Source organism: Micromonospora sp. CPCC 205561 (assembly GCF_036906775.1).
In the GTDB taxonomy this organism is placed as follows: Bacteria; Actinomycetota; Actinomycetes; order Mycobacteriales; family Micromonosporaceae; genus Micromonospora.
In genome coordinates, this window is the sequence record NZ_JBAKHV010000095.1 from 1 (window position 1) to 13,248 (window position 13,248).

Annotated in this window: 9 protein-coding genes and 1 pseudogene; 6 read left to right on the top strand and 4 right to left on the bottom strand. The window is 73.1% G+C overall.

What is annotated here, in order from left to right; genetic code table 11:
* Positions 1-193 precede the first annotated feature (193 nt).
* On the bottom strand, positions 194-880 hold the full coding sequence (locus V6V16_RS27220; protein ID WP_334566696.1) for a hypothetical protein: 687 nt from the start codon (positions 878-880) through the stop codon (positions 194-196).
* A 69-nt stretch (positions 881-949) separates the two neighbouring features.
* On the opposite strand from V6V16_RS27220, the gene V6V16_RS27225 reads away from it, so the two are divergent.
* The 3 genes from V6V16_RS27225 to V6V16_RS27235 are packed head-to-tail and all read left to right on the top strand — an operon-like array spanning position 950 to position 5,365.
* On the top strand, positions 950-3,568 hold the full coding sequence (locus tag V6V16_RS27225; RefSeq protein ID WP_334566698.1) for a valine--tRNA ligase: 2,619 nt from the start codon (positions 950-952) through the stop codon (positions 3,566-3,568).
* Positions 3,569-3,611: 43 nt separating this feature from the next.
* Positions 3,612-4,946, top strand: a complete 1,335-nt coding sequence (locus V6V16_RS27230) for a bifunctional folylpolyglutamate synthase/dihydrofolate synthase (RefSeq protein ID WP_334566700.1) — start codon at positions 3,612-3,614, stop codon at positions 4,944-4,946.
* Positions 4,943-5,365 (top strand): DUF4233 domain-containing protein, encoded by a 423-nt coding sequence (locus tag V6V16_RS27235; protein WP_334566702.1) that lies wholly within the window; start codon positions 4,943-4,945, stop codon positions 5,363-5,365. The genes V6V16_RS27230 and V6V16_RS27235 overlap by 4 nt, the downstream gene beginning before the upstream one ends.
* A gap of 22 nt (positions 5,366-5,387) precedes the next feature.
* On the opposite strand, the gene V6V16_RS27240 is transcribed toward V6V16_RS27235, so the two are convergent.
* A complete protein-coding gene (locus tag V6V16_RS27240; RefSeq protein ID WP_334566704.1) occupies positions 5,388-6,845 on the bottom strand; it encodes a VOC family protein in 1,458 nt (485 codons plus the stop codon).
* Positions 6,846-6,988: 143 nt separating this feature from the next.
* Here V6V16_RS27240 and ndk point away from each other — a divergent pair, with 143 nt between their 5' ends.
* The gene (ndk, locus tag V6V16_RS27245) at positions 6,989-7,414 is read left to right on the top strand and encodes a nucleoside-diphosphate kinase (RefSeq protein WP_334566707.1); all 426 of its coding nucleotides are present in this window, start codon (positions 6,989-6,991) and stop codon (positions 7,412-7,414) included.
* Positions 7,415-7,479: 65 nt separating this feature from the next.
* Here ndk and V6V16_RS27250 read toward each other — a convergent pair whose 3' ends face one another.
* Positions 7,480-7,920, bottom strand: a complete 441-nt coding sequence (locus tag V6V16_RS27250) for a carboxymuconolactone decarboxylase family protein (protein WP_334566709.1) — start codon at positions 7,918-7,920, stop codon at positions 7,480-7,482.
* 457 nt (positions 7,921-8,377) lie between these two features.
* Between V6V16_RS27250 and ileS the strand changes: the two genes are divergently transcribed.
* Positions 8,378-11,581 (top strand): isoleucine--tRNA ligase, encoded by a 3,204-nt coding sequence (gene ileS, locus V6V16_RS27255; protein ID WP_334566711.1) that lies wholly within the window; start codon positions 8,378-8,380, stop codon positions 11,579-11,581.
* Between the two features lie 158 nt (positions 11,582-11,739).
* Positions 11,740-12,459 (top strand): lysophospholipid acyltransferase family protein, encoded by a 720-nt coding sequence (locus V6V16_RS27260; protein ID WP_334566713.1) that lies wholly within the window; start codon positions 11,740-11,742, stop codon positions 12,457-12,459.
* A gap of 93 nt (positions 12,460-12,552) precedes the next feature.
* On the opposite strand, the pseudogene V6V16_RS27265 reads toward V6V16_RS27260, so the two are convergent.
* A pseudogene (locus tag V6V16_RS27265) lies at positions 12,553-13,248 on the bottom strand (hypothetical protein); the annotation flags it as partial.

Genomic DNA, 13,248 nt, shown 5'->3' on the forward strand with positions numbered 1-13,248 from the left:
TCCAGCGCCGATGGTACTGCACTCGGGAGGGTGTGGGAGAGTAGGACACCGCCGGACAATCTTCCAGTTCAGGGTCACCCTTCGGGGTGACCCTGAACTGCGTTACGGGCCTTTTTCGCCCCGGGTCCGCCCGGCGAGACGTGTCGCCAGTGGCTGGCGTACGCCTCGACGGGTGGCGTGCCGGTGCGGCCCGTCAGCCGCGGGTCTGCATCTCCTGACGCATCGCCCGGAAGAGGCCGCCGGCCTCGCCGACGGCGCGGCCCGGGAACATGGCCATCACGACGCTGCCGTGGTCGGCCCAGCCGCAGACGGCGAAGTCGCCGCCGTCGCCGCTGGTGGTGCCGCACTTCATCACGCCGCCCAGTCTCCCGGCGGGCACCTCGCGCAGCCCGGTCACCCGGCCGGTCTCGTCGGTCAGCAGGCCGAAGAGGCTGTCCAGGTCCCGCTCCGGCTGCCAGAGCAGGGTCGTGCCGCCGAAGACGAGCACGGAGCGCTTGTCGTCGGCGGGGTCCCGGTAGACGGTGCCGAAGCTGCTCTCCAGCTCGATGTCGGCGGCGAATCCGCTGCGCAGGTAGTCGGACGTGCTGCGGGCCCGCTCGCTGTCGTCGCGTACCAGGCCGGCCACCCGGTCCGGGGTGGCGAGGTCGGCGTCCTTCTGCTGGGCGACCCGCCAGCCCGCGCCGCCGAGCACGGCGACCCCCGCGAGCCCGACCAGCGCCGCCGCGGCCCACGCCATCCGCCCACGCCGCGACCATGTGCCCCGGCGCCGCGGGGCGTGGTCCGGGTCCGGGTCGTTGGTCAGCCGGATGGGCTCGTCCGTCAGATCGATGGGCTCGGAGCCGTCGGTGACCGGGCGCTCGGTGAGATGTGCGTCGGACATAGCCGACACCGTACGCGAACAGCAGGTGGTGCACGTCGGGTCCCGGGAAGCGCTCCGTAGACTTTCGGGGTGACCGAGAGACTGGATGCCCGACGCCCCGACGCCCCGACCCTGCCCGGCCAGTACCAGCCGGGCGAGGTAGAGCAGCGACGGTACGAGCAGTGGGTAGCCGCCGGCCACTTCCGGGCGTCGGCGGACAGCGACAAGCCGCCCTTCACCATCGTCATCCCGCCGCCGAACGTCACCGGCTCCCTGCACATGGGCCACGCCTTCGAGCACACCCTGATGGACGCGCTGAGCCGGCGCAAGCGGATGCAGGGCTACGAGGCGCTCTGGCTGCCCGGCATGGACCACGCCGGCATCGCCACGCAGAACCTGGTCGAGCGTCAGCTCGCCACCGAGGGGCTGTCCCGCCACGACCTCGGCCGGGAGCAGTTCGTCGAGCGGGTATGGCAGTGGAAGGCCGAGTCGGGCGGCGCGATCCTGGGCCAGATGCGGCGACTCGGCGACGCCGTCGACTGGGACCGGGAGCGTTTCACCATGGACGCCGGCCTCTCCCGGGCCGTGCAGACCATGTTCAAGAAGCTCTTCGACGACGGCCTCATCTACCGGGCCAACCGGATCATCAACTGGTGTCCGCGCTGCCTGACCGCGCTCTCCGACATCGAGGTGGAGCACACCGACGACGACGGCGAGCTGGTCTCGATCCGCTACGGCGACGAGGTGGTGGTGGCCACCACCCGCGCCGAGACGATGCTCGGCGACACCGCCGTGGCGGTGCACCCGGACGACGAGCGGTACCGGCACCTGATCGGCACCGAGGTCGCCCTGCCGCTCACCGACCGGCGGATCCCGATCGTCGGCGACGAGCACGTCGACCCGAGCTTCGGCACCGGCATGGTCAAGGTGACCCCGGCGCACGACCCGAACGACTTCGAGATCGGCCAGCGGCACGACCTGCCGTCCCTCACGATCATGGACGAGCGGGGCGTCATCACCGCTCCCGGCCCCTTCCAGGGCCTGGACCGGTACGAGGCCCGGCCGGCCATCGTCGCGGCGCTGCGCGAGCAGGGCCGCATCGTGGCGGAGAAGCGGCCGTACGTGCACGCGGTGGGGCACTGCTCGCGGTGCAAGACGACCGTCGAGCCGCGCCTCTCGCTCCAGTGGTTCGTGAACACCGCCCCGCTGGCCGAGGCGGCCGGCGACGCGGTGCGCGACGGCCGGGTGAAGATCGAGCCGGCCGAGCTGGCGAAGCGCTACTTCGCCTGGGTCGACAACATGCACGACTGGTGCATCTCCCGCCAGCTGTGGTGGGGCCACCGCATCCCGGTCTGGTACGGCCCGGCCGGCGAGATCGTCTGCGTCGGCCCGGACGAGCAGCCGCCGACGGGCGAGGGCTGGCACCAGGACGAGGACGTGCTCGACACCTGGTTCTCCAGCGGGCTGTGGCCGTTCTCCACCCTCGGCTGGCCCGAGCAGACCCCGGACCTGGCCAAGTTCTACCCGACCAGCGTCCTGGTCACCGGCTACGACATCCTCTTCTTCTGGGTCGCCCGGATGATGATGTTCGGGCTGTACGCGATGGACGGCCGGCAGCCGTTCGACGTGGTCGCCCTGCACGGCATGGTCCGCGACGAGCACGGCAAGAAGATGTCCAAGTCCTTCGGCAACGTGGTGGACCCGCTGGACTGGATCGACCGCTTCGGCGCCGACGCCACCCGGTTCACCCTCGCCCGGGGCGCCAACCCCGGCCAGGACGTCCCGGTCAGCGAGGACTGGTGCCAGGGCTCCCGCAACTTCTGCAACAAGCTCTGGAACGCCACCCGGTTCGCGCTGATGAACGGCGCGCACACCGAGGGGGCGCTGCCGGCGACCGAGACGCTCTCCACGGTCGACCGGTGGATCCTGTCCCGGCTGGCGCACGTCACCGCCGAGGTCGACGGGCAGTTCGAGGCGTACGAGTTCGCCAAGGTCTGCGACCTGCTCTACCACTTCGCCTGGGACGACGTCTGCGACTGGTACGTCGAGCTGACCAAGCCGGTGCTCGCCGAGGGCGGCCCCGCCGCCGAGGCCACCCGCCGGGTGCTCGGGCACGTGCTGGACCAGTTGCTGCGGCTGCTGCACCCGGTCATCCCGTTCGTCACCGAGGAGCTGTGGACCGCGCTCACCGGCGGCGAGACCGTCATGACGGCGGCCTGGCCGGTCGCCGACCGTACCGCCGTGGACGACGCGGCCGAGGCGGAGCTCGGCACCGTGCAGCGGGTGGTGACCGAGATCCGGCGGTTCCGCTCCGACCAGGGGCTGCGCCCGACGCAGCGGGTCACCGCCCGGCTCGACGGCCTGGCCGGCGCCGGCATCGCCGCGCACGAGCCGCTCATCCGGTCGCTGGTGCGGCTGGACCCGGCCGGCGACGACTTCCAGGCCAGCGCCACGCTCGCCATGCCCGGCGCGGTGAGCGTGGCCCTGGACACCCGGGGGTCGATCGACCTGGCGGCCGAGCGGGCGCGGCTCACCAAGGACCGCGCGGCCGCCGAGAAGGAGGTCGCGCAGGCCCGGTCGAAGCTCGACAACCCCGCCTTCGTCGGCAAGGCGCCGGAGCCGGTGGTCGCCAAGATCCGTGACCGGCTCGCCGTCGCCGAGGCCGACCTGATCCGCATCGACGCCGCCCTGGAGGCGCTGCCCTCGTGACCGACCTGATCCGTACCGACGCCGCTGGGGAGGCGCTGTCCTCGTGACCGACCGGACCGAATTCGCCGCCGTCGAGGCCGAGCTGGCCGCGCGCGGCTTCACCCGCATGGCCTTCGAGCTGGACAAGATCGAGTCCCTGCTGGACCTGCTCGGCAGCCCTCAGCGGGCGTACCCGTCGATCCACCTGACGGGCACCAACGGCAAGACCTCCACGGCGCGGATGATCGACTCGCTGCTGCGGGCCTTCGGGCTGCACACCGGCCGCTACACCAGCCCGCACCTGGAAACCGTCCGGGAGCGGATCAGCCTGGACGGCGAGCCGGTGGGCGAGGAGCGGTTCGTCGCCGCGTACCGGGAGATCGAGCCGCTGGCCCGGCTGGTCGACGAGCGTGCGGCCGAGCCGCTGACGTACTTCGACATGACGACCGCGCTCGCCTTCGCCACCTTCGCCGACGCCCCGGTCGACGTCGCGGTGGTGGAGGTGGGGCTCGGCGGCGCCGAGGACTCCACGAACGTGCTCCAGGCCGGGGTGGCGGTGATCACGCCCGTCGGGCTGGACCACACCGAGTGGCTCGGCGACACGGTCGAGGACATCGCCCTGCACAAGGCCGGCATCATCCACAAGGGCGCCACGGTGGTCTCCGCGGCGCAGGAGGAGGACGCCGCCCGGCCGATCCTGGAACGCTGCGCCGAGGTCGGCGCGACGATCGCGCGGGAGGGCTCCGAGTTCGGGGTGCTCCGGCGCGCGGTCGCCGTCGGCGGGCAGGTGCTCACCCTCCAGGGCCTCGGCGGCGTCTACGAGGAGATCTTCATCCCGCTGCACGGCGCGCACCAGGCGCAGAACGCGGCGGTGGCGCTGGCGGCGGTGGAGGCCTTCCTCGGCGCCGGCGCCAAGCGTCAGCTCGACGTCGAGGCCGTCCGGGAGGGCTTCGCCACGGCCAGCTCGCCCGGGCGGCTGGAGCGCGTACGAAGCGCCCCGACCATCCTGCTCGACGGGGCGCACAACCCGCACGGAATGGCCGCCACGGTGGCCGCGCTCCAGGAGGAGTTCGCCTTCAGCAAGCTCGTCGCGGTGGTCGGCGTCCTCGGCGACAAGGACGCCGCCGGCCTGCTGGAGCTGCTGGAGCCGGTGGTGGACCAGGTCGTGGTGACCCGGAACAGCTCGCCGCGGGCGCTGCCGGCCCGGGAACTGGCCGCGCTGGCGGCCGAGATTCTCGGCCCGGAGCGGGTGGAGGTGGCCGAGGAGATGCCGGACGCGATCGAGACCGCGGTGGCGATGGCCGAGGAGGACGTACCGGGGGAGCTGAGCGGGGTCGGGGTGCTGATCACCGGATCGGTGGTGACCGTGGCCGACGCCCGCCGGCTGCTGAAGCGATGACGGGACCGCAGGGCGGCGCGGCGGGCGACGACCGCCCGACAGGTGCGGCCGCCGACGGAGCCCCCACCGGGACGCCGCCGCGCCGCTCGGGGCTGCGCAACCCGGAGCGGGCGGTACGCGGGCTCGGCGCCGGCACGCTGAGCCTGGAGGCGCTGGTGCTGGTGCTGGCGATCCAGCCGATCCGGGTCGTCGGCGGCGACTTCGGCGGCGCGGCGGTCGGGGCGGTCGTGGCGCTGGCCATGGCGGCGGTGCTGCTGGCCGGCATGATGCGCCGGCCGTGGGCCTGGCACGCCGGCACCGCCCTGCAGGGGCTGCTGATGCTCGCCGGCCTGCTGCACTGGTCGCTGCTCGTGCTGGGGGTGGTCTTCGCCCTGGTGTGGGGCTATGCCCTGCACGTCCGCCGGGTCATCCTGGGCTGACGGGTCAGGCTGGGCTGACCGGTCAGGCCTCGGCGCGTTCCCGCCACTGGGTCAGGGCGATGCCGTGGCCGTCCGGGTCGCGGAACGCCGCCGCCCAGACCTCCAGCTTCGTGCCCCGGTTGACCACCCGGGGCGCGTACGTGAACCGGACCCCGGTGCCGCGCAGCCGCTGGTAGGAGGAGTCGATGTCGTCCACCTCGAGGTTGACGTGCACCAGCCGGCGGCTGATCGGCGCCGCCTCGGTCACCTCGCGCAGCACCAGGCGGGTCGGCCCGGAGGCGAGGACCGCGTTGCCGGAGCCCCGGTCGACCTCCGTGAAGCCCAGGTCGCGGTAGAAGTCCAGCGAGCGGGGCAGGTCGGTGACGAGCAGGGTGAGGCCCACCCCCGCGATCGGTGCCCCGAACTCGTCGCCGCCGGCCCCGGTCTCCGCGGGGTCGCCACCGGTGCCGGCCGCCGCGCCCGCGCCGAAGATGGCCTCGTCCAGCTCCTCCGGACTGATCCGCTCCTCGCGGACCCGGTCGCCGGGGGGCGCGGGATCGTCCAGGGGCAGGTCGATCGGGTCCCCCGGCGCGGGCGGGTCGACGCGCTCGTCGGCCCGCAGTGGTCCGTCGAACCGCTCGTCGGCCGGCAGCGGCCCGTCGAACCGCTCGTCGGTACGGAAGGGCGGGGCGTCGAAGCGCTCCTCGGCGGGCGGGCGGGGCGTGGGGGTGGCCCGGCGCGGCAGGGTGCCGGTGGCGGGCTGCTCGACGAGCGTGCCCTCCAGCACCACCGGGCCGCCCGGACGCTGGTGCATCACGACAGGCTCGCGCTCCTCCGGTCGCCCGCCCCGGTCCCCACCGAGCGGATCGCCCAGCGGGTCGCCCAGGGGGTCACCGATCGGGTCACCCAGCGGATCGGCCATCGGCGCGCGGTAGTCGTCGCGGTAGTCGTCGTCCGGCCCCCGCTCCGCCCACGGCGGGGCCTGCTGCTGGATCAGCACCTCGTCCAGCGGCTCCGCGCCCGCGTACTCGAACTCGGGCGGGAGGTCGGCGGCGACGGTGGCGGCGGTCTCCGCGTGCGTGGGCACGTCGTCCCAGAGCACCCGGACGTGCCGCTGGTCGTCCAGGGCGACCCGGATCGGCAGCGCCTGGCCCAGCGAGGGCCACTTCGCCACCGGCACCCGCGGCTCGATGATCTTCTTGGAGCGGGGCGGCAGCCCCGGCGCGTCGATCACCAGTTGCAGCTCGCAGCGGCCGAAGGCGTACTGGGTGGGTGGCTCGGAGGCGCTGTGCACGTGCCCGACGCCGACGACCCAGGTGCGGCCGCCGCCGCGCACCGTGGCCAGGGCGACGGCCAGCACCAGCAGCGCGACCCCGAGCGCCACGATCGCCCAACTGGTCATGCCGAGGCCGAAGAGGACGACGAAGGTCGCAACGGTGCCCAGCACCGCGGCGATCAGCTTGCGTACCGGCGCGATGGGTCGGTTCCCGCCATTCGCCACAGTGGACCTCCCGAGGGTCAAGGGCCAGGCTAGGCCGGATCGGCCACCGGAGGAAAGACCGGCCGCCGCGCCGGCGCCGGGACCGGGTCGCTAGGCTGACCGTACCGAGCCCGACCGCCTTCCGCGCACAGGAGGAACCCAGCGTGTCCAGCAGCAGCCCCGACGAGCGCACCCTGGTACTGATCAAGCCCGACGCGGTCCGCCGCGGGCTGGTCGGCGAGGTGATCTCCCGCTTCGAGCGCAAGGGGCTGCGGATCGACGCGATGGTGTACCGGACGATGGACGCCGCGCTGGCCGACGAGCACTACTCCGAGCACGTCGACAAGCCGTTCTACCCGCCGCTGAAGGAGTTCATGACCGGCGGCCCGCTGGTGGCGCTGGTGCTCGCCGGTGACCAGGTCATCGACGTGGTCCGCGGGCTCGTCGGGTCGACCGACGGCCGCCGCGCGGCGGCCGGCACGATCCGCGGCGACCTCTCGCTCTCCAACCGGGAGAACCTGGTGCACGCCTCCGACTCGCCGGAGAGCTCCAAGCGCGAGATCGCGCTCTGGTTCCCCGAGCTGGGCTGAACCACCCGCCGTCGCGGGCCGGTGCGCGTCGAGCGCACCGGCCGCCTGCGTCGCGCCGCGGACCGTCACACGTCCGCGGGCAGTTCGGTGCGGCAGGTCACGGCGATCCGGTTCCACACGTTGATCGTGGCGATCGCCATCAGCAGGTCGGCGAGTTCCTTCTCGGACCACACCTTCGCCGCCGCGTCCCAGACGTCGTCGGGCACGCCGTGCTCGCCGAGCCGGGTCACCGCGTCGGTGAGCGCCAGCGCGGTGCGCTCCGGCTCGTCGAAGAACGGCGCCTCCCGCCAGGTGGCGACGGCGAAGAGCCGCCGGTCCGACTCGCCCGCCGCCAGCGCCTCCCGGCTGTGCATGTCGACGCAGAACGCGCAGCCGTTCAGCATCGACGCCCGCAGCTTCACCAGTCCCAGCACGGTGTGCCCGACGTTCGCCCGGACGTACTTCTCCAGCCCCAGCACGGCCTGAAACGCCTGCGGTGCCACCTCGGCCACGTTGATCCGTTGCATGTCGGCCCTCCTCGGTCCCGGTCTGTCTCGACACCCACACGACGGCACGCGCAGGCGCGGCGTGACACCGGCGGAGGTGAGCCCGGTCACGCCGTTCGACGGCCGTCGGCCTCGCCGGGGCGGCCAGGGGAGCCCGGCAGCACCCCGTCACCCTGGGCACCGGTCGCCGGGCGGGTTTACTCGGCGGCGATCTTTCCGGGTGGTCGGGTAGCCTTGACGGTCGTAAGGCGACGACCCGGCCATCACCGGCGAGCCTCCGGAAGAACAGCCGGCTCGTCCCGGCCCAGTAGAACCGGACGGGTCCGGCCCGTCACAGCCGGCCAACGAGCGGGCGGTCGATCCTGGCCGCCAAGCGGGGTGGTACCGCGGGCCTGCCCGGGGGCGCCGTCGAGGCGTACCCGAGAAGGCTCGTCCTCGCAGACCACATGACCAGTGAGCTGCGAGGAGAACGACCCCGATGGCCTATCCGTTGCACGACCCGACCGCCGCCGGCGTCCCGGCGAGCCCGGACCTGCCCGCGGTCGAGCGCCGGGTCCTGGAGCACTGGACGGCCGACAAGACCTTCGAGGCCTCCGTCGAGGCCAGGCCGTCCTCCGGCCGGCGACCGGAGACCGGGGACTCCGCCGTGGGCGACGCCGACAACGAGTACGTCTTCTACGACGGCCCGCCGTTCGCCAACGGCCTGCCGCACTACGGCCACCTCTTCACCGGGTACGTGAAGGACGTGGTGCCCCGCTACCAGACGATGCGCGGTCGCCGGGTGGAGCGGCGCTTCGGCTGGGACTGCCACGGCCTGCCCGCCGAGGTGGTCGCCGAGAAGCAGCTCGGCATCACCAGCAAGGCGGAGATCCTCGACCTCGGCGTGGCCCGGTTCAACGAGGCGTGCCGCTCCTCGGTGCTGGAGTTCACCCACGACTGGGAGCGCTACGTCACCCGGCAGGCCCGCTGGGTCGACTTCGCCGACGACTACAAGACCCTCGACCTGGACTACATGGAAAGCGTCATGTGGGCCTTCAAGACCCTGCACGACAAGGGCCTGGTCTACGAGGGCTTCCGGGTGCTGGCGTACTGCTGGCGCTGCGAGACGCCGCTGTCGAACACCGAGACCCGGATGGACGACGTCTACCGGGACCGGCACGACCCGACGCTGTCGGTGTGGTTCGCGCTCACCCCCGACGAGAGCGCGCCCGAGCTGGTGCGGGGGCCGGTACGGCTCGGCGTCTGGACCACCACGCCGTGGACCCTGCCGTCCAACCTGGCGCTCGCCGTCGGCCCCGACATCGAGTACGCCGTGCTGGAGCGCGACGGCGCGCGGTACGTCGTCGGGGCGGCGCGTCTGGCCGCGTACGCCAAGGAGCTGGAGGGGTACGAGCGGGTCGGCACGGTCTCCGGCCGCGACCTGGTCGGGCGCCGCTACACCCCGCTGTTCGACTTCCTCGTCGAGCGGGCCGGTCCGAACGCCTACCAGGTGCTGGGCGCGGAGTTCGTGACCACCGAGGACGGCACCGGGATCGTCCACCTGGCCCCGGCCTTCGGCGAGGACGACCAGAACGTCTGCAACGAGGCCGGCATCCCCACCATCGTCACCGTGGACGACCACACCCGGTTCACCGCGCTGGTGCCGCCGTACCAGGGCGAGCAGGTCTTCGACGTCAACAAGCCGGTGATCCGGGAGCTCAAGGAGCGGGGGGTCGTGCTCAGGCAGGACACCTACACCCACTCCTACCCGCACTGCTGGCGCTGCGACACCCCGCTGGTCTACAAGGCGGTGTCCTCGTGGTTCGTCGCGGTGACGCGGTTCAAGGACCGGATGGTCGAGCTGAACCAGCAGATCAACTGGACGCCGGGGCACATCAAGGACGGCTCGTTCGGCAAGTGGCTGGCCAACGCCCGCGACTGGTCGATCAGCCGGAACCGCTTCTGGGGCTCGCCGATCCCGGTGTGGAAGTCCGACGACCCCAACTACCCGCGGCTGGACGTCTACGGCTCGCTGGAGGAGATCGAGCGGGACTTCGGCGTACGCCTGACCGACCTGCACCGGCCGGCGGTGGACGAGCTGGTCCGCCCCAACCCGGACGACCCGACGGGGAAGTCCGTGATGCGCCGGGTGCCGGAGGTGCTGGACTGCTGGTTCGAGTCCGGCTCGATGCCGTTCGCCCAGGTGCACTACCCGTTCGAGAACCGCGACTGGTTCGAGCACCACTACCCGGGCGACTTCATCGTCGAGTACATCGGCCAGACCCGCGGCTGGTTCTACACCATGCACGTGCTGGCCACGGCGCTGTTCGACCGGCCGGCGTTCCGCAACTGCCTCAGCCACGGCATCCTGCTCGGCTCCGACGGGCGCAAGATGTCCAAGAGCCTGCGCAACTACCCGGACGTCTACCACGTGTTCGACGCCTACGGCTCGGACGCGATGCGCTGGATGCTGATGTCCTCGCCGGTGCTGCGCGGCGGCGACATGGCCGTCACCGAGCCGGGTATCCGCGACGCCGTCCGGCAGGTGCTGCTGCCGCTCTGGAACGTCTGGTACTTCTTCTCGCTCTATGCCAACGCCGACGGGTACCAGGCCAAGCGGAAGACGGACGCGGCGCCGACGGGCGGCGGAGCCGCCGGCAACCTGCTCGACCGGTACGTGCTGGCGAAGACCAACGAGCTGGTGTCGACCGTCCAGGAGCAGATGGACGCGTACGACATCTCCGGCGCCTGCGGCACCGTGCGCTCCTACCTGGACGCGCTGACCAACTGGTACGTGCGGCGCTCCCGGGACCGGTTCTGGTCGGGTGACGCGGAGGCGTTCGACACCCTGTGGACGGTGCTGGAGACGCTGTGCCGGGTGGTGGCGCCGCTGGCGCCGCTGACCGCCGAGGAGATCTGGCGCGGCCTGACCGGCGAGCGGTCGGTGCACCTGACCGACTGGCCGTCGGCCGGCGAGTTCCCGGCCGACCACGACCTGGTCGCCGCGATGGACGCCACCCGGGAGGTCTGCTCGGCGGCGCTGTCGCTGCGCAAGGCCAAGGGGCTGCGGGTCCGGCTGCCGCTGTCGAGGCTCGTCGTCGCCTCGCCGGTGGCGGCGCAGCTGCGGCCCTTCGCCGACCTGGTCGCCGACGAGGTCAACGTGAAGGCGGTGGAGTTCACCGACGAGGTGTCGGCGTACTGCCAGCAGGTGCTGACCGTGGTGCCCCGCGCGCTCGGCCCTCGCGTCGGCAAGCAGGTGCAGCAGGTCATCAGGGCGGTCAAGGCGGGGGAGTGGGAGCTGGTCGACGGTGCCCCGGTCGCCGCCGGCGTCACCCTCGCCGAGGGCGAGTACGAGCTGCGCCTGGTCGCCGCCGACGCCGAGCACTCCGCGCCGCTGCCCGGCGGCGAGGGCGTGGTCGTGCTCGACACCGAGGTCACCCCCGAGCTGGCCGCCGAGGGGCTGGCCCGCGACGTCGTACGGGTGGTGCAGCAGGCCCGCCGCGACGCCGGCCTGGACGTCTCGGACCGGATCGCGGTGGCGCTCTCGGCCTCCGAGGAGGTGCGCGCGGCGGTGGCCGGCTTCGGCGACTTCGTGGCCCGGGAGGTGCTGGCCGACTCCGTCGACTTCGCCGACGGGGTGGCGGGCTTCACCGGGGAGGTCGGCGAGGGCGACCGGGTGACCGTCGTCGTGCGCCGGGTGTGAGTCAGTGAGACGGCGGTCCGGCGGCCTGCCGCCGGACCGCCACCACGGGCCCGGACAGGCCGTTCACCAGCCGAGGCGACGCGCCACCCGTGCGGCGTTCCGTGGACCCGTCGGTTACCGTGACACCGCCTGTCCACACACATTTCGTCGGAGGACCAGTGCCCCTGCTCTACAGCATCGGCAAGCTCACCGTGGCGCCCGCGCTCCGGCTGGCCTTCCGCCCGGACGTGGAGGGGCTGGAGCACATTCCGGGCACCGGTGGTGCGATCTTCGCGGGCAACCACCTCTCGGTGGCCGACGAGCTGTTCCTCGGTACCGTCGTCCCCCGGCACCTGGCGTTCTGGGCCAAGTCGGAGTATTTCAAGGGCACCGGCCCGAAGGGCGCCCTCACCAAGTTCGTGCTCACCGGCCTGGGCGCCATCCCGGTCGAGCGGGCCGGCGGGCGCGCCGCACTGTCCGCGTTCGACGCCGCCATCCCGGTGCTCAAGGCCGGCGACCTGGTCGCGGTCTATCCGGAGGGGACCCGGTCGCCGGACGGCCGGCTCTACCGGGGGCGCACCGGCGCGGTCCGCCTGGCGCTGGCGGCGGGCGTGCCGATCATCCCCGTCGGCATGACCGGCACCGACCAGGCCCAGCCCATCGGGACCCGGATGCCGCGCCCCGGCCGCGCCAAGATCACCGTACGGTTCGGCAAGCCGCTGGACTTCACCGGCCGGCCGGACGACCGCACGTCGCTGCGGGAGATGACGGACGAGGTCATGGCCGAGATCCAGAAGCTCACCGGCCAGGAGTACGTGCCCCGCTACGCCCCGCCGCGCGGGAACTCCACCGGCACGGGCGACGCCCCGGCCACCGGGACGGGCGACGCCCCGGCCTGAGCCCGGCCGCGTCGCGGCGGAGCCGCGCCCCCCACGCTGACGGGCACGGTCGGCTCCCCCTGCCCGCGCCGGCCGCGGGCAGGGCGGGCCGGCTCACTTCTGTTCGACGGTGACCACCTGTTCGCGCAGGGTGCCGAGCAGAGCGGCGCTGTCGTCCAGCGAGAGCCGGGTGAAGACCGCGGTGGCGATGCTGCCGTGGTCGACCGAGGTGCAGACCACCACGTCCTCACCGTCGGCCCGACCCACCGCGCAGCGCTGGTGCCGGCCGCGTACGCCGGTGTCGACCGTCCGCGCCTCCCCGAGGGAGTACTGGTCGGTGAGCCGGGTGATCTCGTCCTCCGCGTCCGACTCCGGGGTGAATCGGAAACCGGTGCCGCCGAAGACCGTCACCCGCTTGCCGGCGGACGTGCTGTAGACGCCGGCGAAGGTCTCCTCGGCCAGCCAGTGCGACTTGCGTACCTCCGACTCCAGTTGCCTGGCGGTCGCCTTGCTGCGGCTGTCGTCGCGCAGTCGCAGGTCGGCGACCTCGGCCGGCAGGCTGGCGTGCGCCGGGTACTGGTCCGCCATCGGCACCCCGTAGTAGGCCGGGCAGCCGCAGCAACAGGCGAGCGTGAGCAGCAGCACCCACGGCCAGCGGCGACGCTTGCGGACGGGCACCGGCACGTAGCCCTTCGGGGCCTGGAAGCCGGGCGGCGGCGCGGCCGGCGGGTTCTTCGCCCGCCGCTGCCTCGGCGGCGCCGGCGGTGGCGCCGGTGGGCGGGCCGGCGCGGGCGGCGGCGCCGGTGGGCG

Excerpts from the sequence above, each read along its gene's own strand:
- V6V16_RS27220 (WP_334566696.1), bottom strand. The coding sequence starts at position 880 with ATGTCCGACGCACATCTCACCGAGCGCCCGGTCACCGACGGCTCCGAG.
- V6V16_RS27250 (WP_334566709.1), bottom strand. The coding sequence starts at position 7,920 with ATGCAACGGATCAACGTGGCCGAGGTGGCACCGCAGGCGTTTCAGGCC.
- ileS (WP_334566711.1), top strand. The coding sequence starts at position 8,378 with ATGGCCTATCCGTTGCACGACCCGACCGCCGCCGGCGTCCCGGCGAGC.
- V6V16_RS27235 (WP_334566702.1), top strand. The coding sequence starts at position 4,943 with ATGACGGGACCGCAGGGCGGCGCGGCGGGCGACGACCGCCCGACAGGT.